At 69.2% G+C, this 21,594-nt stretch carries 25 protein-coding genes; 10 read left to right on the top strand and 15 right to left on the bottom strand.

The features are described 5' to 3' along the window. Positions 1-246: 246 nt before the first annotated feature. Positions 247-501, bottom strand: a complete 255-nt coding sequence (purS, locus tag U3A55_RS00375; protein WP_330989534.1) for a phosphoribosylformylglycinamidine synthase subunit PurS — start codon at positions 499-501, stop codon at positions 247-249. A 65-nt stretch (positions 502-566) separates the two neighbouring features. Then, positions 567-1,112 (bottom strand): hypothetical protein, encoded by a 546-nt coding sequence (locus U3A55_RS00370; protein ID WP_330989533.1) that lies wholly within the window; start codon positions 1,110-1,112, stop codon positions 567-569. 142 nt (positions 1,113-1,254) lie between these two features. Here U3A55_RS00370 and U3A55_RS00365 point away from each other — a divergent pair, with 142 nt between their 5' ends. Beyond that, entirely contained in the window at positions 1,255-2,190 is a 936-nt protein-coding gene (locus U3A55_RS00365; protein ID WP_442978246.1) for a formyltetrahydrofolate deformylase, read from the top strand. Here U3A55_RS00365 and U3A55_RS00360 read toward each other — a convergent pair. Further along, positions 2,187-3,215 carry a phosphoribosylaminoimidazolesuccinocarboxamide synthase gene (locus U3A55_RS00360; protein ID WP_330989531.1) on the bottom strand — a complete coding sequence of 343 codons (1,029 nt, stop codon included), beginning with the start codon at positions 3,213-3,215 and terminating at the stop codon, positions 2,187-2,189. The two genes, U3A55_RS00365 and U3A55_RS00360, sit on opposite strands and share 4 nt — an antisense overlap. Before the next feature lie 138 nt (positions 3,216-3,353). Here U3A55_RS00360 and cofH point away from each other — a divergent pair, with 138 nt between their 5' ends. Further along, positions 3,354-4,688: a 7,8-didemethyl-8-hydroxy-5-deazariboflavin synthase subunit CofH gene (gene cofH, locus U3A55_RS00355; protein ID WP_330989530.1), complete on the top strand. Its 1,335-nt coding sequence runs from the start codon at positions 3,354-3,356 to the stop codon at positions 4,686-4,688. 4 nt (positions 4,689-4,692) lie between these two features. Further along, entirely contained in the window at positions 4,693-5,229 is a 537-nt protein-coding gene (locus tag U3A55_RS00350) for a metal-dependent hydrolase (RefSeq protein ID WP_330989529.1), read from the top strand. Here U3A55_RS00350 and cofG read toward each other — a convergent pair. The 7 genes from cofG to U3A55_RS00315 all read right to left on the bottom strand — a co-directional run bounded on the left by cofG (position 5,226) and on the right by U3A55_RS00315 (position 10,562). After that, complete coding sequence (gene cofG, locus U3A55_RS00345; RefSeq protein WP_330989528.1) at positions 5,226-6,305, bottom strand: 7,8-didemethyl-8-hydroxy-5-deazariboflavin synthase subunit CofG; 1,080 nt, start codon at positions 6,303-6,305, stop codon at positions 5,226-5,228. The two genes, U3A55_RS00350 and cofG, sit on opposite strands and share 4 nt — an antisense overlap. A 39-nt stretch (positions 6,306-6,344) precedes the next feature. Beyond that, positions 6,345-6,743 (bottom strand): hypothetical protein, encoded by a 399-nt coding sequence (locus U3A55_RS00340; RefSeq protein ID WP_330989527.1) that lies wholly within the window; start codon positions 6,741-6,743, stop codon positions 6,345-6,347. 25 nt (positions 6,744-6,768) lie between these two features. After that, a complete protein-coding gene (gene cofC, locus U3A55_RS00335) occupies positions 6,769-7,383 on the bottom strand; it encodes a 2-phospho-L-lactate guanylyltransferase (RefSeq protein WP_330989526.1) in 615 nt (204 codons plus the stop codon). After that, positions 7,383-8,192 carry a hypothetical protein gene (locus U3A55_RS00330; protein WP_330989525.1) on the bottom strand — a complete coding sequence of 270 codons (810 nt, stop codon included), beginning with the start codon at positions 8,190-8,192 and terminating at the stop codon, positions 7,383-7,385. Before U3A55_RS00330 ends, cofC begins: the two co-directional genes overlap by 1 nt. Continuing rightward, positions 8,170-9,354 (bottom strand): tubulin/FtsZ family protein, encoded by a 1,185-nt coding sequence (locus U3A55_RS00325; RefSeq protein WP_330989524.1) that lies wholly within the window; start codon positions 9,352-9,354, stop codon positions 8,170-8,172. Before U3A55_RS00325 ends, U3A55_RS00330 begins: the two co-directional genes overlap by 23 nt. A gap of 132 nt (positions 9,355-9,486) precedes the next feature. Next, entirely contained in the window at positions 9,487-9,684 is a 198-nt protein-coding gene (locus tag U3A55_RS00320) for a hypothetical protein (RefSeq protein ID WP_330989523.1), read from the bottom strand. Continuing rightward, on the bottom strand, positions 9,681-10,562 hold the full coding sequence (locus tag U3A55_RS00315) for a complex I NDUFA9 subunit family protein (RefSeq protein ID WP_330989522.1): 882 nt from the start codon (positions 10,560-10,562) through the stop codon (positions 9,681-9,683). Before U3A55_RS00315 ends, U3A55_RS00320 begins: the two co-directional genes overlap by 4 nt. Before the next feature lie 82 nt (positions 10,563-10,644). Here U3A55_RS00315 and tmk point away from each other — a divergent pair, with 82 nt between their 5' ends. After that, the gene (tmk, locus tag U3A55_RS00310; protein ID WP_330989521.1) at positions 10,645-11,223 is read left to right on the top strand and encodes a dTMP kinase; all 579 of its coding nucleotides are present in this window, start codon (positions 10,645-10,647) and stop codon (positions 11,221-11,223) included. Here tmk and U3A55_RS00305 read toward each other — a convergent pair. Then, positions 11,220-11,453 carry an Lrp/AsnC ligand binding domain-containing protein gene (locus U3A55_RS00305; RefSeq protein ID WP_330989520.1) on the bottom strand — a complete coding sequence of 78 codons (234 nt, stop codon included), beginning with the start codon at positions 11,451-11,453 and terminating at the stop codon, positions 11,220-11,222. The two genes, tmk and U3A55_RS00305, sit on opposite strands and share 4 nt — an antisense overlap. Positions 11,454-11,534: 81 nt before the next feature. On the opposite strand from U3A55_RS00305, the gene U3A55_RS00300 reads away from it, so the two are divergent. Genes U3A55_RS00300 through U3A55_RS00290 form a run of 3 tightly spaced genes read left to right on the top strand, consistent with a single transcriptional unit; the run spans position 11,535 to position 12,862 of the window. Beyond that, positions 11,535-12,218, top strand: coding sequence for a potassium channel family protein (locus U3A55_RS00300; RefSeq protein ID WP_330989519.1), 684 nt, complete (start codon positions 11,535-11,537; stop codon positions 12,216-12,218). Position 12,219: 1 nt separating this feature from the next. Further along, the gene (locus U3A55_RS00295) at positions 12,220-12,450 is read left to right on the top strand and encodes an Lrp/AsnC family transcriptional regulator (RefSeq protein WP_330989518.1); all 231 of its coding nucleotides are present in this window, start codon (positions 12,220-12,222) and stop codon (positions 12,448-12,450) included. A 43-nt stretch (positions 12,451-12,493) separates the two neighbouring features. Further along, positions 12,494-12,862: a DoxX family protein gene (locus U3A55_RS00290; RefSeq protein ID WP_330989517.1), complete on the top strand. Its 369-nt coding sequence runs from the start codon at positions 12,494-12,496 to the stop codon at positions 12,860-12,862. Here U3A55_RS00290 and U3A55_RS00285 read toward each other — a convergent pair. After that, on the bottom strand, positions 12,859-13,179 hold the full coding sequence (locus U3A55_RS00285; RefSeq protein WP_330989516.1) for an AzlD domain-containing protein: 321 nt from the start codon (positions 13,177-13,179) through the stop codon (positions 12,859-12,861). The two genes, U3A55_RS00290 and U3A55_RS00285, sit on opposite strands and share 4 nt — an antisense overlap. After that, complete coding sequence (locus U3A55_RS00280) at positions 13,176-13,862, bottom strand: AzlC family ABC transporter permease (RefSeq protein WP_330989515.1); 687 nt, start codon at positions 13,860-13,862, stop codon at positions 13,176-13,178. The genes U3A55_RS00285 and U3A55_RS00280 overlap by 4 nt, the downstream gene beginning before the upstream one ends. A 102-nt stretch (positions 13,863-13,964) precedes the next feature. On the opposite strand from U3A55_RS00280, the gene U3A55_RS00275 reads away from it, so the two are divergent. Continuing rightward, the gene (locus tag U3A55_RS00275) at positions 13,965-15,767 is read left to right on the top strand and encodes a S9 family peptidase (protein ID WP_330989514.1); all 1,803 of its coding nucleotides are present in this window, start codon (positions 13,965-13,967) and stop codon (positions 15,765-15,767) included. 212 nt (positions 15,768-15,979) lie between these two features. Next, entirely contained in the window at positions 15,980-16,756 is a 777-nt protein-coding gene (locus U3A55_RS00270) for an HpcH/HpaI aldolase family protein (RefSeq protein WP_330989513.1), read from the top strand. A 1-nt stretch (position 16,757) separates the two neighbouring features. Here the strand turns inward: U3A55_RS00270 and arcS are convergent, their stop codons facing one another. Together arcS and tgtA are read right to left on the bottom strand one after the other, a co-directional pair. Further along, positions 16,758-18,515: an archaeosine synthase subunit alpha gene (arcS, locus tag U3A55_RS00265; RefSeq protein WP_330989512.1), complete on the bottom strand. Its 1,758-nt coding sequence runs from the start codon at positions 18,513-18,515 to the stop codon at positions 16,758-16,760. Next, positions 18,512-20,011: a tRNA guanosine(15) transglycosylase TgtA gene (tgtA, locus tag U3A55_RS00260; RefSeq protein WP_330989511.1), complete on the bottom strand. Its 1,500-nt coding sequence runs from the start codon at positions 20,009-20,011 to the stop codon at positions 18,512-18,514. The genes arcS and tgtA overlap by 4 nt, the downstream gene beginning before the upstream one ends. A gap of 79 nt (positions 20,012-20,090) precedes the next feature. Between tgtA and U3A55_RS00255 the strand changes: the two genes are divergently transcribed. Continuing rightward, positions 20,091-21,594: outer membrane protein assembly factor BamB family protein (locus U3A55_RS00255; RefSeq protein ID WP_330989510.1), on the top strand; the 1,504-nt coding region annotated here is incomplete at its 3' end.

Genomic DNA, 21,594 nt, shown 5'->3' with positions numbered 1-21,594 from the left:
CGGCGTCCACGTCGAGCTGCTGGAGGCCGCGCCGGGCGTCTCGCTCGCAGTTCGTCCCGCCGAAGCGGACGATAGCGACGGACAGCGCGAGACACCGCCGTGATCACGCAGCCCGGCGGTATCGGTGATGGCGACGGTCATCGCGAGACACCTCCGAGAGCTCGCAGACCGGCGGTATCGGTGATGGCGACGGTCACCGCGAGACACCTCCGTGAGCTCGCAGACCGGCGGTATCAGAGAGTTGGGTCATTCGCGTTCGGTGACCTCCACGTCGTAGTCGTGGATGGTGGGGTTGGCGAGGAGGCGTTCCGCCATCTCGTCCGCGCGCTCGGCGGCGTCGTCCGCGCTGTCGGCGTCGAGGTCGAGTTCGAAGCGGTCGGCGGAGCGGAGGCCGTCGAGGTCGAACCCGAGCCGTTCGAGCGCGCGCTTCGTCGTCTCGGCTTCGGGGTCGAGGACGCCGCGCTTGAGGCGGACGGTCACCGTCGCGGTGTAGGCGGTCATCACGCGGAGAAGCGCGTTCGTGCCCAAAAACGATTGTGGTTACGCGTCGTGTTACACGAACGTGGTTAGACGTGGGTGGACGGCGTGAGGGGTCGGGTGGCGCTGCACTGCCAGCGGGTCGGGCGGAGGCCGCCCGTGGTGAGGCCGAGGTCGACGTCGAGTCGGAGGTCGGTGTCGCCACCCTGCGGGTCGAACCGGAAGCCGTAGGTGAGCGTGTCGGCATCGTCGGGGTCGTCGAGCGCGACGACCGCGCCCGCGGGGTTGCTCGTGTGCGTGTAGGAGAACGCCGGGCGTTCGGTCGCGCTCGGCGGCCGCATGTAGAGCGCGCCGGGCGGGTCGCCGTGCGTCAGCGCGAGACGTACGTCCGTGTAGGACGCGCCCGCCGTCCGCTCCACCCACGCGCGAAACGACACGGTGTCGTCCGCGGCCTCGTAGAACCGCAGGCCGGCGGCCGCCACTTCGTCGCCGTCCGCCGAGAACGAGGCGTACACTTCGCGGCCCTCGTCTATCCAGAGCGTCGCGGCCGACACCTCCGTCGCGAGCGCGGAACACCCCGCGAGTCCGGTCGCACCCGCCGCGCCCGCGCCGGCGAGGAACGTTCGTCGCTGCATACCCGGGACGTGTCCCGGTCCTCGTAACTACCTACCGGAGGCAACGATGGCTCTTTGACCGACAAGTGTTTGCGCGGAAGGCTACCCTTTTGGCCGTCCCCGCCCTTCTACGGGTGATGACTCGACTACGGCGGTGGTGCGCGTGACCGAAGAGTACACGGAGATTACGGTCGTCGGCGACGACCGAACCGGACTCGTCGCGAACGTCACCAGCCTGCTGTTCGAGCGCGGAATCAACATCGAGGACATCGACCAGGCGGTACGGGAGGGCGTGTTCCGGATGACGCTGCGCGCGGACACCCGGGAGATGGTGTGCACGCGCGAGACGCTCACGGACACGCTGGACGACCTCGCGGACGACCTCGGCGTCGACATCCGAGTGCGGTTCCCGGACGCCCGCGAAACCCGCGGTATCGCCGTGCTCGTCACGCAGGAGTCGCACTGTCTGGAGGACTTGCTGTCCGCCGCGGGGTCGGGGAACCTCGACGGCGAGATCCGGGTCGTCGTCGGGAACCACGACGACCTCGAACCCGTCGCGGAGTCCGCGGGCGTGCCGTTCCACGATATCGGCGACGAGAGCGGAACGCCCGACGAATCGGAGTTACTCGATATCCTCGACGAGTACGGCGTCGACCTCGTGGTGCTCGCACGATATATGCGCATTCTCAGCCCGGACGTGGTGTTCCGGTACGAGGGCCGCATCATCAACATCCACCCGAGCCTCCTCCCGGCGTTCCCGGGCGCGCAGGCGTACCGGCAGGCCGTCGAGGAGGGCGTGCGGGTGGCGGGCGTGACCGCGCACTACGTGACGACGGACCTCGACCAGGGGCCGATTATCACGCAGCGCGCGTTCGACGTGCCCGACGACGCTACCGTCGAGGACGTGAAGGCGCGCGGCCAGCCGCTCGAAGCCGACGCGCTCCGCGAAGCCGTCTCCCTCCACCTGAACGACGACGTGAGCGTGCACCGCGGCCGCACGCGCCTCCGGGAGGACGCCGACGACTACCAGCTCGGCCTCCCCGACCCCGCGAGCGACGCGAACCCCGACGCTCCCGTTGACGAAGCGCTCGACGACTAGAGGTCGCGGACGGCGTCCACGGCCGCGTCGAGTGCGGGCGCGTCGAAGAAGTCGATGCCGGTGTACGCGTTCGCGCCCGCCCGGTAGAGGTCGCTCGTCGCGCGAACCACCGAGTCGGGGAGCGGGTCGGGTTCGAGTTCGCAGAAGCGCTTCCAGTCCGCCACGTCCTCCGCGTCCGCGCGCGCCTTCGCCGCGGCCACGTCCTCTACCCAGTCGGGCTGGGTGCGCTTGTAGTACTGCCGGACGACCTCCTTCGACACCTGCTGGCCGTCGTAGGAAAAGCGGTTTTCGTCGAACGTCCCGACGGCGTCCGCGACCCGGACCTCGCCGTCAGCGAGAATGCACTCGATTTTGCCGTCCTGATGGGTGAGTCCTACTGAGTCGGCGCGCTCGGTGACGAGTTCGTTCACGTCGAGCGCGACTGATTCGAGTTCGTTCAGGTCCGCGGGGCCGGCGATACGTTCGGCCTCATCGAGGTCGAGGTAGCGGTCGCCCTCTTCCAGTTTCGTGGAGAACTCCACGGCGGGCGTCGGGAGGGTGACGGGTTCGTCCGGCCAGCTATCGAAATCGAGGCCGCAGTCGGCGGGCGTGGCGCGCGACCGGAGGCTGGACCCAACGGGAACCGAGTTCCGGAAGACGATTTCGAGGGGGATGAGGACGTTGTCGCGACGGGCGGCGTAGTAGGCGTCGTAGTCGTAGTCGCGGCCGTCGTGCGGCAGGTCGGGGACGGTCGCGAGGTCGACCGCCATCTCGGTCGGCGCGTCCGCGTCGGCGTCCAGCGCGTCCAGCCGGGTGGTCTCGCCGTCAGCGACGACGCCCTCGTAGTGGGTCGGGATGCCGCGGGCTTCGAGGCGTTCGAAGTTGAACGCGCCCATCGCGCAGAGGCTCGCGCCCTTTCCCGGAATCTCGTCGGGCATCTTCCCCCAGTCGAAGACGGAGTAGTCGTCCGTAAAGGAGAAGCGTCCGCGGCCGAGCCGGTCGGCGGTGGCGGCGCGGTCGACGTGGAGGTCCTTGACGCTCGTCATAGGTGGGAGAGCGGACGCGACTCACAAAGCGGTTTCCATTACCCTGCCCAAACCCCTCCGTTTCCGATGGAGAAGTATGCGCGTTCGTGCACCTCCGGGACCGGCCCGCTTTTCACGCTCTACCGACACCTGGTATCTATGTCGCGCGCCGCCTCCCTCGGGGAGGACGACTTCGACTACGAGTACGTCCCCGAGACCGACCAGTCCTTCGAGAACGCCCTCGCGAACGCCCGCGACGGCCGCCGCCTCTCGGTCGCGGACGGCGTCGAACTCATCACCACGGGCACCGACACGGCCGGCATCGACCCGAAGCGAAAAGAGCTCGTGCTGGAGGCCGCGGACCGCCGGCGCGCCGAGGTCGTCGGCGAGGAGGTGACGTTCGTCGCGAACGTGAACAACAACGTCACCACCGCCTGCAACACCGGCTGTCTGTTCTGCAACTTCAAGGACACCGCCCATCAGTTCGAGACCGAGCACGACCAGGAACACGCCGGGTTCACGAAAACGCCCGCGGAGTCGAAGGCGGTCGTCGCGGACGCGGTCGAGCGCGGCGTGTACGAAGTGACCTCGGTGTCCGGTCTCCACCCTGGTCTCGCGCTGAACGACGACCACCACGAACTCCTCGACGCGGACGACCCCGAACTCAACTATAAACCGCCCGAAGTGTACGACACGCCGCCCGCGACCTACGAGGAGTACATCCGAGGAATGGCGGAGACGGGCGCACACGTCCACTCGATGACGCCCGAGGAAGTCGAGCACGCCCAGCGCGGCGCGGACTGGGACTACGAACACGTCTACCGCGAACTCCACGACGCCGGACTGGACACCGTCCCCGGGACCGCGGCCGAAATCCTCGTGGACGAGGTGCGGGAGGTCATCTGCCCCGGGAAAATCGACACAGACGAGTGGGTCGAGTCGATGGAGGCCGCCGCAGCAGTCGGGTTACCGATGACCGCGACCATCATGTACGGCCACGTCGAGAACGCGATGCACCGCGTGAAACACCTCGAGGTCGTGCGCGACCTCCAGGACCGAACCGGGAACATCACGGAGTTCGTTCCGCTCTCCTTCGTCCACCAGAACACGCCCCTGCACGAGCACGGCGTCGTCGAGACCGGTGCGAGCAAGGAAGAAGACGAACTGATGATAGCGGTCTCCCGGCTCTTCCTCGACAACGTAGAGCACGTGCAGTCGTCGTGGGTGAAGTACGGCGACGAACACGGGATGAAGCTCCTGAACTGCGGCGCGGACGACTTCATGGGCACCATTCTCTCCGAGGAGATCACGAAGCGCGCGGGCGGTGAGTACGGCGAGTTCCGGAGTTTCGACGACTACGTCGAGATGATAGAGGCCATCGGTCGCGTGCCCGTCGAGCGCTCCACGGACTACACCGAACGCCGCCGCATCAGCGGCGAGGGACCGCACGGCCCGACGCTGGGGCCGAACGCGGACGGCACGCCGCTCCTCTAGCGTGATGGCGACCACGCACGCCGTCCTCGGCGTGCTCCCCGCGCTCCTCGTCCTCCCGTTCGACCCCGCGCTCGCCGTCACCGCCGCGTACGCGGGGTACGCGGGCGGCGTGTTCCCCGACCTCGACCTCCACCTGGAGCACAGAAAGACCCTCCACCACCCCGAACTCTACCCCGCGCTCGCCCTGCTCGCCGTCCTCGTCGCGCTCGCGTACCCGACCCCCGTGAGCGTCGCCGTCGCGTGCTTCCTCGTCTCGGCCGCGCTCCACTGCCTCACCGAAGTGCTCGGCGGCGGCCTCGGCCGGAAACCCTGGATTTCCGACGACCACCGCGGCGTCTACTCACACCTCGGAAAGCGCTGGCTCCCGCCCCGCCGCGTCATTCCCTACGACGGGTCGCCGAGAGACCTCGCGCTCTGCGTCATCGTCACGCTCCCGCTCCTGTTCGCGTTCGACACGCGAGTCCGCCTGCTGTTGCTCGGCGGTCTCGGTATCTCCGTGCTGTACACGGTGTTCAGGAAACGCCTCGCCGGCTGGGTTTAATCGAGCACCGCGCGGTAGCGCTCGCCCGCCGCGTCGTCGGCGTCGACGGCCGCGCGAATGCGGTCTGACACCCACTCGTCGAGGTAGCGCTCGTAGACGGGGAGGCGTTCGCGGAGCGGGACCCCCGCCTCGTCCGCGATTGACTGGAGTTCCTTGACCGCCGGCCACTCGTAATCGGGATTGATGTAGTCGTCCGTCACCGGCGACACGCCCCCGAGGTCGTCGATGCCGCAGTCGAGCACGTCCCGGACGGGCGCGAGGTTCGGCGGCACCTGCACGCTCACCGACGCCGGGAGCACGCCGCGAGCCATCGCGACCGCGCGCCGAAGCTCCTCAACGCCCGGCGACCCACCCTGCCAGCGTTCGTTGTTCGACACCGGCTGCACAATGACCTCCTGGATGTGGCCGTAGCGCTCGTGGAGTTCGCGGATAGCGAGCAGGGACTCGGCGCGGTCGCGCCAGTCCTCGCCGATGCCGACGAGGATGCCGGTGGTGAACGGGATTTCGAGTTCGCCCGCGTTCCGCAGCGTGTTCAATCGCTGTCCGGGAACCTTCGCGCGCGGCCCGCCGTGCGCCTGCACGTCCGCGGTGGTTTCGAGCATCACGCCCATCGAGGCGTTCACGTCCGCGACGAGCTCCATCTGCTCGCGCGTCTGGTCGCCCGGGTTCGCGTGCGGGAGGAGTCCCTCGTCCAGCGCGATTTCGCAGGCGCGCCGGAGGTAGGCGTGAATAGAGTCGAACCCCCACTCGTCGAGCTGGTCGTGCACGTCGGTGTAGCGGTCGTCGGGGTCATCCCCGAACGTGAACAGGGCTTCCGTGCAGCCCGCGTCCGCGCCGCGCCGCACGGCCTCCCGAACGTCGTCGGGACTCATCAGGTCAGCCTGCCCCGGCGGGTCGTAGAACGTGCAGTACGTGCACGTGTACCGGCAGGCGGTCGTGAGCGGGAGGAAGACGTTCCGGGCGAACGTGAGCTCGGATGCAGCATCGACGTCGTCGGGCGTGACCGAGAGCGCGGCGTCGATGTCGCTCTCGGCGATGGAGAGCGAGACGTCGTACTCGTCGGCGCCCGGAATCATTCGGGAATGCGTTACGGGTACGCGGTGAAAGCGCTTGCGCTACCGGGCGGCGTACTCCTCGCGGTGTCGAATCACGAAGGAGAGGTAGCCGACGGCGAGGCCGCCGCCGATGCCGATCCAGTCCGTGTACCCGGCGAGTGCGAGAGCGAGCGCGGCGACGAGTGCGACGCCGGCGGCGAGCGCCGCGTCGACAGCGTTCTCGACGGGCGGGCGGTTCCGCAGCACGTCCGTGCGCGGGCCGCCACCGATCGGGAGATAGACGTCGGAGACGACGAGCACCAGCGCCGCGGCGGCGGCCGACGACGCGGTCGCCGCGACCGCGCCCTCGACGACGAACACGAGCACGGACTGGAGGACGAACCAGACGACGACCGCGAGCGCGATGGCGCCCGCGAGCGCCGCAGCGGCGCGCGCGAACCGCGAGAGGAACGACGACATACCCGGGACTGGTGGCGGCGCGTGCTTAGAGGTGTCGCTCGACGGCGACCCGGCCGTCACCCGTCGAGAGCCGGAAGCCGGCGTCCCGGAGCCACCGAGTAGCGCGGCCGTCCGCGTGCAAGAGGAGTTCCGCGAGGTCGCCGGGTTCGTCGATGTCGGTGGCGAGCCGGTGGGAGTCGAGTTCGCGGAGGCTCGCGCCGACCGCGTGCGCCGCCCGGCGGTGGTCGCGGCAGGACGCGCCGTGGTAGTCCACGCGGAAGTCGGGATGGCGGACGACGAGCGCGTTCGTCCCGCCGCCGCGGCCGGGCGCGATGACCACATCGCCCGACGCCACGAACAGCCGGGAGAGCGCGCGCGGCGTCGCCAGCCCGAGGTCCGCCATCACCACCGCCGTCGGCTCCTCGTCGGCGTCGAGCGCAGCGTTCACGGCGGCGGAGAGCGAGCGGTCGTCCACCGTCACCGGCACGTCCGCGTCGATCGGAGTGGTGGCGACGAGTTCGGGATGGCCGCCGGCCGCCCGCACCGCGTCGAGCACGTCGTCGCGTAAGCGGCCTGCGAACGCGGCTCGTTCGTCGCTATCGAGAACTGGCGCGAGGCGAGAACAGGGAGTTCGACCGTCGAACGGAACGAGGACGCGCACTACGCGAGCTTGTCCTGCGAGCCCTGGTTCCGCCGGTAGAGGAGGTAGCCACCCGCGGCGAGCAGGACGACCACGAGCGCCGCGACGCCGTACATGATGAGCTGCGTGGTCTGCTCGGAGGACTCAGCCGCTTCGATCGAGGACTCAGCGGTCTCCTCCGCCTGTTCGGCGAGGTCGACCGCGTTCGGGAAGTTCGCGCTGTCGTACGCCGAGATGGCGTTGTCGAGCGTCGACTGCGCGTCAGAGACATCGACGCCCTCCGATTGCGCCTCCTGAATCGCGGCCTGCGCGTCGTTGATTGCCGAACGCGCCTCGTTCGAGTCCTGCGTGTACGGCCGCGTCAGGTACTCGTTGATGGTCGTGCTGGAGCCGCCCTGCTGGGCCTGCACGAACTCAGCGACCGTGTACTGCTGGGGCGGGTCGTAACTCCAGAGGGAGTCCGACACCTCGGTCACGGTCGCCTGCAAGCGAACGGTCGCACGGACCGCGCCGTCGCTCGCGCTGAGCGCGTGCTCGAACGACTGGCCCGTGTGCGTCTCCTGGTCGATCTGCTGGCCGGTGTTGTCGTACGTCGTCACCGTCCACGTCACCTCGGAGAGGTCTGTCTCCCCCGTGAGCGTCCACTCGTTGTACTCCGTGAACAGGTCGGTGAGTTCGTACGTCTGGTCGACGGTCGTCCCGACCTCGGCGTTGTCCGGCGCGCTCCCGTCTATCGAGGGCACGGCGGCCGCTGCAGGTGCGACTGCCGCGACGAGCAGAGCGAGACCGAGGACGGCGACGAGCGCTCTAGAAGAGCGATTCGAGTTCATCGTCGTCGTCTTCGACCAGGTTCTGCAAGTTTTCTTCGCTCTCGTCCCGGATCTCGTCGATGTTCTCCTGGGCCTCGATGGCGACCTGCTGGAGTTCCTTGATGCGGGGGACGTTCGTCACGCCCGAGAGCAGGACGACCGCCGCGACGTTCCCCGAGTTCGGGACGGGGTAGTCGCCGCCGCGGACCTCCATCGAGCCGGTCTGCTCCTCCAGCCACTTCCGCCCGCGCTCGATGCCTTTCCGGTTCAGGAACGCCGGCGGGCCGGCGGTGACGAGGAGAGCGCGCTCCGCGCCATCGATCTCACACGGGAGCGTGAGGCGGCCGAGCGCCGCCTTCCGCACCAGGCTCGTGATGCGGTTCGTCGTATTCGCGGAGTCCTCCGGCTGGCTGTCCGAGCCGCCCGTGAACTTCGAGAGCAGGCCGCCGCCCGAACTCCCGGAGGTCTCGACGGTCTCGGACGCGTATCCGACGGTGGAGACGCCGCCGCCCGCGAGCGTGTTGATGATTTCCGAGGAGTCCACGACGGACTCCGCGACCTCGCCGCCCTGCTCGACTTCGCCCGCGCCGAACAGCACGCCGAAGCGCTTGACTATCTCCTCGTTAATCTCGTCGTACCCGCCCTGTACGGACTCCCCCGTCTTCCGCCAGGCGTCGTTGTCGAACACGAGGAGGTTGTCCACCTCGCGAACGAACGTCTGGAAGGAGCGTGCGGCGTTGAGCGTGTAAATCCCTCCCTCGTCGCCGCCCGGGAGGATGCCGAGGCCGTAGACGGGTTCGGTGTAGATTCGCTTGATGTGCTTCGCGAGCACGGGCGCGCCGCCGCTCCCCGTGCCGCCGCCGAGACCGGCGAGGACGAGGAACGCGTCCACCTCGTGGACGGGGATGCTGTCGATGGCACCCTGGACTTCGTCGATGTCCTCCTCCGCGATTTCCGCGCCGAGTTCGTTGTCCGCGCCGACGCCGTGCCCTTTCACACGGGACTGCCCGATGAGGACGCGATTCTCTTCCGGAACGTGGTCGAGCCCCATCAGGTCGGCCTTGGCGGTGTTGACGGCCACAGCGGCCCGGACGATACCGGAGCCGTGTTTCTCGTCGTACTCGAGGAACTTATCGAGTACCTTCCCACCGGCTTGGCCGAACCCGATCATTGCGAGTTTCATGGTGGCTACCTTTGCCAATAAGAGTGCAAAGGCGGAGATAAGCCTTTTGATGGGGTCAACGAGAATGACGCGCTCAAACGCGCGAATTCGTGAGTTTGAACGGGTCTAAACGTGTCGTTTACGGGGTGTTCGTCAGGTGGCGAGGCGTTCGCCGAGGGCGCGCGCGAGGAAGTACGCGCTACAGAGCCCGCACGCTGTGGCGAACAGGCCGACCGTGACAGCGAACCCGAGTGGGAGGCCGATACCGACGGCGGGCGCGCCGACCAGGAGCGCGTAGAGGACCGCGGTGCTGACGCCGAACGCGACGCCGCGGCGTTCGTGAGGTTTCACGCGACGCCGAGGTAGTCCGCGAACGTCCGGAGGTCGTCCTCGGCGACGCCGAACGCGGCCACGTCGTTCTCGGCGACGGTGTTGTCGAACCGCAGGGAGCGGTACTGGTCGGACCCCATCGGCACGCCCGGTAGCACGCCCGCGACGGACAGCCCGATTTTCGCGAGCGCCATCGGTATCGGGAGCACGGTCGTGGACGTCCCCTCGGCGCGGTAGACGAGCCGGGTGACTTCGGCGAGCGTGAGTTCCTCGGGGCCGCCGAGTTCGTACGTCTCGCCGTCGTGCTCGTCCGCGAGGGCGTCCGCGAGCATCGGCACGAGGTCCGCGACCCAGATGGGCTGGAAGCGCGTCTTCCCGCCGCCGGGAAGCGCCGTGACGTACGGCGTCGTGAGGAGTTTCGTGAACGAGACGAACTCGCCGCCCTCGCCGAACACTACCGATGGTCGGATAATGGTGTGGGTCAGGTCCGAATCGCGGACGGCGTCCTCCGCGAGGCCCTTCGCGCGGATGTAGGCAGTCGGGCCGGTCGGGTCCGCGCCGAGCGCGCTCATCTGCACGAGCTTGTCCACGTCGTGCTTCTCGGCGGCCTCGACGACGTTCTGGGTGCCGCCGTAGTGGACTTCGAGGTGGCGTTCGTCGCCGCCGGACGGCTTGAACAGCGGGCTGAGCGCGACGAGGTTCACGACGGCGTCGACGCCCTCGAACGCGCCCCGGATGGAGTCGAGCGCCGTCACGTCCCCGACGTACGTGTCGACGCCATCGGGTACGTCGCCCTCTGGGGAGCGCGAGAGCGCCGTCACGTCGTGTCCGCGCTCCGCGAGTTCGGCGCAGAGTCGCGTCCCGATGAACCCCGTTCCGCCCGTGACGAGTACGTGCATACGGGGACTGACGCGGGCCGGTACCCTAAATGGTGCGCCCGTCCCGGAAGCCGTTTAGGCCTCCCCCACGCAGTAGCGGTGAATGCTCATCACGCTGGAGGGAATCGACGGCAGCGGGAAGACGACGGTCTGGGAGGCCCTCCGCGCCGACCGCGAGGACGCCGTGTTCACGCGAGAACCGACGGACTCCTGGTACGGGGACGCGGTCCAGCGCTCCATCGACGACGACGACGCGGACGCGGTCGCGGAGGCGTTCCTCTACACCGCCGACCACGCCGCGCACCTCTCCCGGGTGGTTCGACCCGCGCTCGACGACGGCGACCTCGTGATTTCGGACCGGTACTCGGATTCGCGGTACGCCTACCAGGGCGTCGCGCTCGACGGTCACGTTCCTCGACCGATGGAGTACCTCAGGGGGATTCACTCGCCGTGGACCAGAGAACCCGACCTGACGCTGTACTTCGACGTGGACCCGGAGACGGGCGCGGCGCGCGCTGGGGCGACGAACAAGTTCGAGCAGGTGGAGTTCCTCGCACGCGTCCGCGACAACTACGAGACGCTCATGGACTGGGAGCCGGAGCGGTTCGTGCGTATCGACGCGACGCGGCCGCCGGAGGACGTGCTGGACGACGTGGAGGCGGCGCTCGCGGACGCCCTCTAGGCGGACATCGAGACGTACGTCTTCGTGTCCTCCACGCCCTCCAAGCCCTGAATGTCGGTGGAGGCCGTGCCGAGCACGTCCCCGACGGCGTCCCCGTCCGCTTCGACGATAACGTCGTACTCGCCGGCGACGACGTGCGCGTCCACGACGAACGCCAGGTCGAGGATGGCGTCGCGGGCGTCGGCGGACGACCCGGCGGCCGTCTTCACCATGATAAACGCGTGTACCATACGTCGGAGTTCGCCGGGTGTCCGCAAAAAGCTTGTCGCGTGCTCACAAACCTATATGGGTCGGGCGAGTCTACGTCGAGTATGCGCTTCGTTATCATCGGTGCTGGACGGGTGGGGTTCCGTACGGCGCGCGTCATCGCGAACGAGGGACACGACGCCGTCATCATCGAGAACGACCACGACAAGGTCGAGAAAGCGCGCGCGGAGGGGTTCGAGGTCATCGAGGGGGACGGCGCGAGCGAGGAGGTGCTCGTGGACGCCGGCCTGGACGACGTGGACGCGGTCGGCGCGCTCACCGGCGACCTGAACGTGAACTTCGCGGCGTGCATGGTCGCGAACGCCCACGGCTGTCGAACCGTCCTCCGCATCGACGAGGACTACCGGGAGAACATCTACCGGAAGTACGCGGACGAGGTGGACGAAATCGTCTACCCCGAGCGCCTCGGCGCCATCGGCGCGAAGAACGCCCTCCTCGGAGGGAACGTCACCGCCATCGCGGACCTCGCGGAGAACCTCCAAGTCGTGCAGTTCACGGTGACGGAGGACGCGCCGATGCAGGGGTACACCGTGACGGAACTCGAACTCCCCTCGGGCAGTCGCCTGCTCGGATTCGGGAAGAAGGACGGCGCGCTCGGCCTCCCCCTTCCGGACGACACCCTCGAAGTCGGGGACCGTATCGCCGTGCTCGCGGAGTTCGACGCCCTGGACGACGTGCGCCAGATACTCGTCGGGGAGGAGCCGTCGCGGGCGTCGGGGGTGAACTGAAATGGTGGTCGCGTACGTCCTCATCAAGGCGAACTCGGGCGAGGCGGACCGCATCCTCGACGAGATATCCGACCTGGACGGCGTCGTGGACGCGCACATCGTCGCGGGCGACGTGGACTTCATCGCGAAACTCGACGTGGAGTCGCCCGGGGACGTGAAGGAGGTGAGCGCGAACGGCATCCAGCGCGTCCGCGGCGTCGAGAGCACCGAGACCTACCTCTCGATGGATTGACGCGGGGAGTACGTTTTTGGCCTCCGCGCCGAATCAGTCGCGTATGAGCGACGAGAAACCGTGGCTGCTCGGCCGGCTCGCGCTCGGCCTTGGACTGGCGTTGCAGGCGAGCGAGGACTTCCGCGACCTGGAGGACCACGCGGAGTACGCGGAGTCGGCGGGCGTGCCGATGCCGTCGGTGCTCGCGCCGCTCGCGTCCGCGGCGATGCTAGCGGCCGGCGTCGGTATCGCGCTCTGGCGGCTGCCCCGACTGGCGACGACGGCCGCGGCGGGCTTGCTCGTGACGGTGACGGCGACGATGCACGACTTCTGGAACGAGGAGGGCGACGCGAGCGGCGAGCGCCTCGCGTTCTTCGGGAATCTCGCGATGCTCGGCGGCGTTCTGCTCGCTCTGAAGCGCGCGTTCGACTAGACGAGAAAGCGCAGCGCCCAGAGCGCGAGCATTCCCGCGGCGATGGTGGCGAACATGTTCTCGGTGTACCAGGCGACGAGCGCCGCGGCGACGCCCGCGGTGAGTTGGTCGGGTGCGACCTGGAGGACGCCGTCGTAGCTGACGAACTCGGGGACGACGAGCGCCGCGAACACCGCGGGCGGGACGAACGCGAGCGCGCGCGAAAGGCGCGGCGGGAGGTCGCCGGTGTGGCCGACGAGGTAGATGAAGGAGTACCGGATGAGGAACGTCGCCGCCCCGATGACGAGCACGAGCGCCCAGAGCGTGAGGTCGTTCACGCCTCCCCACCTCCGATGGCAAGCGCGGCGGCGACGCCGAGGACGGCGCCGAGGAGCAGGCCGAGATTGAGCGGGAGGCCGGCGCCGAGCGCGGCGACGCTCCCCCCGACTGCGGCCGCGAGCGCGCTGGGACGGTCCGTCATCGCGGGGACGAGGAGCGCGAGGAAGACGAGCGGAACGGCGAACGTCACGCCCCACTTCTCGGGGATGCTCGCGCCCGCGAGCAGACCGACGACGGTCGTTATCTGCCAGACTATCCAGAGCGGGAGGGCGACGCCGAGGTAGTAGCCGCGGGGGTCGGCGGGCGGGTCGTCGCCGTAGTGGCTGATGGAGAGCGCGTACGCCTGGTTGGTGAGGAGGTACGCCATGCCGGCGCGCCACCGCTCCGCGACGTCGTCGAAGTAGCTCGCGATTGACGCGGAGTACATCATCATTCGAAGGTTGATGACGACGGCGGTGAGCACGACGACGGCGAGCGGCGCGCCCGCGTCGACGAGTTCGATGGTCGCGAGCTGGCTCGCGCCCGCAAACACGAACACGGACAGCCCGATCGCTTGCGCGAGCGAGAACCCGGCGTTGCCGGCGGCGACCCCGACGACCAGCCCGAACCCCGCGATTGCGGGGACGAGGGGAAGGACGGCGCGCGCGCCGCGCCGGAACTCGGTCGGGTCGGGAGCGTTCATACCGGGTGGTTCGCGGGCCGCCAGTAAGACCCGTCGATTCCCGAATCGGCCACCGAGGTGGGGAACGCGAACGCTTTTGCCCGCCCGTGGTAACACACGACTGTGACAACTGCTGTCGAACTCGAAGAACTCGCGAGCCTTCCCGAGTTCTACCACCCGCGCGTGTCGCCGGACGGCGACCGGGTGGCGTTCTACTACGACGAGACCGGGCGGAACGAACTGTACGTGCAGGACCTCGCGTCCGGCGAGCGCACGCAGGTGAGCGACGGGAACGTCCCGCGGGCGGCGCGCTGGCCCATCTCGTGGGACGGCGACGGCGAGCGCGTGTTCTTCCATCAGGACGAGGGCGGCGACGAGCAGAACGACATCCACGCGATGACGCTCGACGGCGAGGTCGAGGTCGTCGTCGAGGTGGACGGCCAGGCGGCGTTCCACGACGTGACGAGCGACGGCCGGTACGTGCTCTACGGGAGCGACGCGGGCGAGCAGATGAACCTCTACCGGTACGACACCCGCGAGGACGAGACCGAACAGCTGACCGCGTACGACCAGCCCGTGCACGGCGGCCAGTTCGGCCCGGACGAGGAGCGCATCGCGTACGTCGCGAACGAGACGGACGCGCTGGAGAACCGGGACGCGTACGTAATGAACGCGGACGGCGGCGAGAAGCAGAAGCTCGACATCGGCGAGGTCGGCGCGGAGGCCTACCCGAACGACTGGCATCCCGACGGCGACCGACTACTCGTCTCCGACAACACGACCGACCTCGGGCGCGTCGGCGTCTACGACCTCGAAACGGACGAGGTGGAGTGGCTCTCCGGCGGCGAGTACGAGGAGTCCGGCGCGGCGTTCGGCCCCGACGGCGACACCGTCGTCGCCTCCCGCGTGCGGAACGCGGCGACGATGCCCGTCGAGTACGACCTCGAATCGGGCGACGTGACGGCGTACGACCTCGACGAGGGCGTCGCCGGCCTCGCGGGCGACGAACACTTCGATGGCGACGGGCGCGCGATACTCGCGCACACCACCTCGGACGAGCGCAAGACCCTGTACGCGTACGACCGCGAGAGCGGCGAGACGGAGACGCTCATCGCGCCCGCCTACGGCGACATCGACCCCGACACGTTCGTCGAGTCCGAGTACGTCACGTACGAGAGCGAGGACAGTCTGGAAATCGGCGCGCTCCTCTACGATTCGGGCGAGCGCCCGAGTCCCGCTGTCGTGATGGTGCACGGCGGCCCGCACGCGCGCTCGATGCCGCGCTTCGACCTGTACGCGCAGTTCCTCGTCTCCCGCGGCTACACCGTCCTCCAGCCGAACTACCGGGGGTCGACGGGCCGCGGCCGCGAGTTCAAGCACCGCATCCACAACGACTGGGGTGGCGGCGAGCAGGCCGACGTGGCCGCGGGCGGCGAGTGGCTCCAGAACCTCGACTGGGTTGACGCCGACCGCGTCGCGGTGATGGGCGGGTCGTACGGCGGCTATTCGGCGTACTGGCAGATGGTGCAGTACCCCGAGCTGTGGGCGACCGGCATCGCCCAGGTCGGCATCACCGACCTCCTCCAGATGTACGAGAACTCGATGCCGCACTTCCAGTCCATGCTCGAACAGCAGCTCGGCGACCCCGAGGAGAACGAGGAGTTCTGGCGCGAGCGCTCCCCGCTCACGCACGTCGAGAACATCCGGAACCCCATTTTCATCGTTCACGGCGTCAACGACCCGCGCTGTCCCGTCGACCAGGCGCGCGTCTTCCGCGACGCCCTCCTCGACATGGGCTGGACCGAGGGCGAGGACGGCGACTTCGAGTACGAGGAACTCGGCGCGGAAGGCCACGGCTCCACCGACATCAACCAGAAGATACGGCAGTTCAAACTCGTCGACGACTTCCTCGACCGACGCCTCTAAGGGGGGTTTTCCTCCATCGTTAGAAGCGTCTTCTAACTAGCTCCCGTTCGCTTCGCTCACGAGAACAGGTTTTCCGTCCGAACGCAAGTGAGGGCGGAAAAAGTGGACCAGAAGATACGGCAGTTCAAACTCGTCGACGACTTCCTCGACCGACGCCTCTAAGCGGTCGCGGGGCCGGTAGAGGTTTTCCGTCGGCGTGCGAGTGTGCGTGTATGGTGAACCAGTTGCAGGAGGCGCTCGATTCCGGTGGCGTGGCGCTCGGCGTGCTGGATAACGCGTACAGTCCGACGCTCGTGGAGTTCTACGGCGAACTCGGACTGGAGTTCGTGTGGCTGGACTTCGAGCACGGCGGGCCGGACCCGTGGGACTCGCGCGAGGTCGAGGACCTGTTGCGGGCGGCCGAGCGCACGGACATCGAACTCCTGGTTCGGCTCCCGGACACGGACCCGACGCTGGTGCGGAAGGCGCTCGACCTGGGCGTGCGGAACGTCTTCCTGCCGCGCGTCGAGACCGCGGACGAGGTCGAGGCGGCGGTGCGTTCCGCGCGCTTCACGTACGATGGCGACCCCGGAAAACGCGGCCTCGGGTCGCCCCGGGCGCGGCGCTGGGGGATGCGTGGCGACTACGTCGCGCGCGAGGACGCGGAGACCGTCGTCGGGACGACCATCGAGACCAGAGAGGCCGTGGAGAACATCGACGACATCCTCGCCGTCCCCGAACTCGGATTCGTCTTCCTCGGGCCGCTCGACCTCTCCGTCGCCTACGGCCACCCCGGCGAACTCGACCACCCCGACGTACGGGACGCCGTGGAGACCGTTCGCGCCGCCGCCATCGACGCGAACGTCCCCGTCGGCGGCCTCGGCTTCGGCATGGATGACGTGAACGAGAAAGTCGACGCCGGCTACCAGATTCTCAACCTCGGCAGCACCACCGGCGCGCTCAAGGGCGCAGTCCAGGACTGGCTCGACGCCTACGGCGGCGACCGCTGAGTTAGCGTTCCTCGGAGTGACGGACGTCCACCGCGATGCCGCGCGTGCTCGCCGACATCTCTCGACCGTGCATCTCGGCTTTCCCGACGGCGAACGCGCTCGGCCCCTGGACGACGACTTCGTCGCCGACGCGGATGTCGTCGTCCGCGCTCACGATGCCGGGCGCGAGCACGGAACCGCGGGGGACGAAGTCGTCGATTTCCACGGTTTTCGTGTCGACGGGAGAGTCGACCCAGCGCCGGCCGCCACGCAGCGTCAGCGAGAGCAGGCCGTACTGGGGGACGAGCGCGGCGAGCTGCTCGCCGTCGGTGTCGAGCGCCTGGAGTTTCGGGTAGCGGCCCTGCACCCGAATATCGCCGAGGAGGTCGTCGCCCGCGCCGCGGCCGAACTGGTAGTCCGCGACCGCGCGGAGCGTGCGTTCCTCGCGCTCCGACACCCAGATCTGGTCTTCTCCGGAGAGCGCGTCCCGGAGGTTCGCGAGGCTCTCGCCGGTGGTCGGGTGGTCTTCGACCGTGTACTCGAACGGGATGTCGATGTCGTCCTCGACGCGCTCCACGATGTCCCGGTAGCCCTCGGGCGGGACGTGCGCGATGACGCGCGGGTAGTCCGTGCGTTCGAGGTAGCGCCGGAGGACGCGCGCGACGAACCCCTTCTCGTCTTCGCTCCAGCGGCCGGTGACGACGGAGTCGTAGTGCTGGGCGGGATACGTGAGTTCGAGGTCCTGCGGGACGACGCCGATGGGCGAGGTCATGGAGACGACGTGCGCGCGGTACTGCGCGGCGTCCTGGAACTGGCGGTGGCTCTGACTGTCGCTGTAGGGCTTTCGCGCGCTACACGGCACGAGGAGGAGCGGGCGGTCGTCGCCGTACCGGTTCACGTACCGACTGGTGACGCGGTCGGCGAACCGCTGAATCTCCACCCGGCGGAGGGTGTCCTCGGACGCGGCGAGCAGGAGGTTGTCGCGCTGCACGGGCGTGCGTTCTTCGAGGTAGCTCCACTCCTGGTCGAGTTCGCGGAACGCGGCGGTGAGCCAGGCCTCGTGGCGCGCCTGCCCCTCGATGTAGTCGCGGAGGCGGCCCTGGCGGATGCGGGTGCGGACGCGCGCGAGTTCGGCGCGCAGCGCGTTCAGATTGTGTTCCTTGCAGTCCTCGCGGCCGAACTCCTCGCGCGGTTGCTGGCAGGCCGGGCACGCGCAGGGGAGGTCGTCCAGCTCTGCGAGTTCGTGCTCGCCGTCGGTGGTGAGGTACTTGCCCTGGGTTCCGTAGACGGCGGCGCGGTGACCGTCGAGGAGGTCGACGCCGGCGTACGCGAGGACGGCGGCGTTCGCGGGCGTGGCGACGCCGGAGAGGTAGAGCGCGCTGTCCGCGGGCAGGCGTTCTTTCGCTTCGACGACGGCGTTCGCGAACGCGCTCGCGTGCCCGACGAACCCGGGCGCGTTCGACAGCACGTAGGCGTCCGCGCCGTAGTCCTGCACGGTTCGGGGCGTGACGACGGCCGCGCTCGGGAACTCCACGTCCGGGTAGTCGGGTGCGAACGACTCCTGGACTTCCTCGCGCGTCCCGGACGGGAACCCGCGATAGGGGAGGATGGTGAGTTGGGCGTCGTCGCCCGCCGGGAACTCCTGGCCCTGGAACCACTCGCTTCCCGCGTCCTCTACGACGTCGTCGACGAGCGCGGGCGTCACGAGGGACTCCGCGAGTCGGAGTTCGCCGAGTCGAGCGGCCGAATCCCGCTCGTGTACCTCGAAGTAGTCGGTCATGCGTCGCCCTCCGCGCCGGAGTCAGTAGTGTGTCCCGTTTCGAGGTTCACCAGTTCCACCCGGGGCGGCACGTAGTCGAGCGCGCGCGCCGGCCAGTCGCGGTGCGCGAGCGTGAACTCGGTGCCGGGGTTGAGCGCGACGAGCCGAGAGACGCCCTTCGCGGCGGCCTCGTAGCCGGCGTCGTCCATGCGCTCCGGCACCTCGGCGGTGAAGGGGTAGCTGGTGGCGAGTTCGCGCGGGTACGGGCCGAGCGGCGGGCGGACGCGCCACGTCTCGTCGAAGTCGTCGTCCGTCCCGGACTCCGCGAGGAGCACGGTATCGGGGAGGTCGAAGCGGTCGAGGCGTTCGCGGTGGCGGACGACCTCGGGTCGGCGCGCGGACTCCGGGGACGTGTAGTAGAACGTGTCCTTGCTCACGGGGTCCGATTCCTCGTACTGGCCGGCGTGGTCGAGGAACGCCCGGTAGCCGTCGAGCACTCGCGGATGCGCGTGCGCGCGAGCCTCGACGAGTTCGAGCAGGCTCCCCTGTCGAATCGCCTGCTTCACCCGCCGCAGCTCGGTGAAGGAGACGTGGAGGTTGTGTTCGGCGAGCAGTTCCTCCTGGGCGGCGTCGGGCATCCGCTGGACTTCCTCGGGCGTGTGGTCGGTGCAGACGGGACACCCGCAGGGGAAGTACTGGAGGGAATCGAGGTGTTCGGTGCCGTGGACGGTGAGGTAGCGGCCGTCGCGGGCGTAGAGCGCGTACGCGGCGGAGTCGAAGAGGTCGCAGCCGAGCGCAGCGGCCAGCGCGAACATCATCGGGTGGCCCGCGCCGAACAGGTGGACGGGCGCGTCCCGGCCGAGGCCGCGTTTCGCGGCGGCGACCACGTCCGACATCTCGCCGTACCGGTAGTCGTTCATCAGCGGAACGACGGCGCCGACGGGGAACACGTCGAGACTGGTGTTCTCCGCGTGTCGGCCCGCCTCCTCGCGGAGGTCGGGGTACGTGGAGCCCTGGACGGGCGCGTTCACGAGCATCTCGCCCGTCTCGACCGTCTCCGCGAGTTCGAGGCGGCGCTGGGTCTCCCGGAGCTCCTCCTCCGCGCGCTCGCGCGGCACGCCGGGCGGCGTCGGGATGTCCACCGGCGTCCCGATGTCGCTCCCGATGTCGTGCTGGAACTCCAGAATCTCCTCAGTGTCGGTGTCGATTTCGCCGTACTCGGCGAGCTGGAAGCTCCCGGAGTCAGTCATGATTGCGCCGTCGAAGTCCAGCAGCCCGTGTAAGCCCTCGTCGAGCGCTCGCTCGCGGAGGTCGTCGTCGTTCTTGATGATGTAGGAGTTCGTGATGAGGATTTCCGCGCCGAACTCGCGGAATCGCGCGGGGTCCACGGTGGTGATGTTCGGGTTCACCACCGGCATCAGCGTCGGCGTCTCCACCGTCACGCCCGCGCGCGGGACGGTGAGGTCGCCGATGCGCCCCCCGGCGTCCTGGGCGCGCACCTCGAAGTGGTCTCTCATTACCCGGTTTCGGGGAGCGCGCGCATTGAGGGTTGTGTATCGCCGAACGTTCTTGTCGATGCGCGCGAACGTGACGGGTGTGCCCGCGACACGACGCGCGTTCCTCGGCGCGGCCGCCACCCTCCCCGCGTGGTCGCTCCCCGAAACCGCCCTCCACCACGACTGGACGTACCGCGCGCCCGGCATCGTCTACCCGCCGCGCGTCACCGAGCGAACGCTCGTCGCGCCCGCACGAGGCGAGGGCGGCGAGCGCGTCGTCGGCCTCGACTCCGACCGCGGGAGCGAACGGTGGACGTACGGAGGGTCGGTCGGCTGGCAGACCACCGAGGTGGGTGAGCGCGTCGTCGTACAGGGTGTAGACCAGCGAACACTCACCGGCGTTGACCCGGCGAGCGGCGCGGCCGCGTGGACGACGGCGTTCGGCGACCCGGGCGAAGCGATGCTTCTGGAGACCGCCGTCGACCCCGACGCGGGGACGGCGTACGCGGTCACCGACGCGGGCGTGGTCGCGGTCGATATCGCGTCGGGCGACAAACAGTGGCAGGTCGCGGACGCGACCGGGTACGCCGCGGGAACGGCGGAGGCGGTTGCGCTCGAAACCGACGGCGGCCTCGTCGGCGTCCGAGTGACGGACGGCGCGGAGCGCTGGCGGCACGAGAACGTCTCGTGGACGACTGCGCACGACTCACTGGGGCGCGTGGTCGCGCGGCGACGCGACCGCCTCATCGCGTGGGACGTGGACACGGGCGCGGTCGCGTGGTGGCGCAGCACCGGGTCGCCCGTCGGCACCACCGGCGACCGCGTCCTCCTCCGAGCGGCGAACGCCCGCGGAGAGACGGAAATCGTCGCCGTCGGCCCGGACGGGAGCGTCACGTGGCGGTACGGCGTGCCGGACAGCGCGGGCGTGAGCGTCACCGACGGCGCGCTGCTCGTGTTCACGGACGGGAGCGGGGAGACCCGGACGGTGACGGTCGTCGCGGACGGCCGGGCGCGCTGGCAGGACGAGTTCGAGTACGGCTACGGCCTCATCACGTCGTCACGGGGCGAACTCCGCGTACCGACCGCGGACGGCGTGGAGGCGCGGTCGCTCCACGACGGCCTGGTTCGCTGGCGCTACGAGACGCCGGGTCGGGGAGTATACGCGGTGGAACGGGACGGCCGCGCGTACGTCGGCGCTGAATCGGCGGACGGCGACTCGTTCGAACTGCACGCGGTCAGGCCGCCCTGGGGTGGGCTGGCGGCGGCGACGCGCTGGGGCGAGCGAAACGCGGGCGTGCTCGCGGCGCTCGCGGGCATCGGAGCGGTCGCGGCGACCGCGGTCGGGGTCAGGCGGTGGCGGCGACGCTGGCGCGTCGAGGGGCACGTCGAAACCATCGAACGAACCGGCGCGTGGACGACCGCGCGCGTCGAGAACGGACGCGTCCGCACCGAGTACCGAGACGTGAACGAGGCGGCGTTCCGAGACGCCTGCGAGGCGTGGGCGGACGCGAGCGACACCGACGGCGTGCTCGCGCTCCGCGAGTGGGGCGTCGACCCGCGACCGTGGGTGGAGACCGAGCCGTACGCGGAGTCCGCGGGGGGGG

This window comes from Salarchaeum sp. III (assembly GCF_036418315.1).
In the GTDB taxonomy this organism is placed as follows: domain Archaea; phylum Halobacteriota; class Halobacteria; order Halobacteriales; family Halobacteriaceae; genus Salarchaeum.
This window is presented reverse-complemented; position numbering and strand designations above follow the sequence as displayed.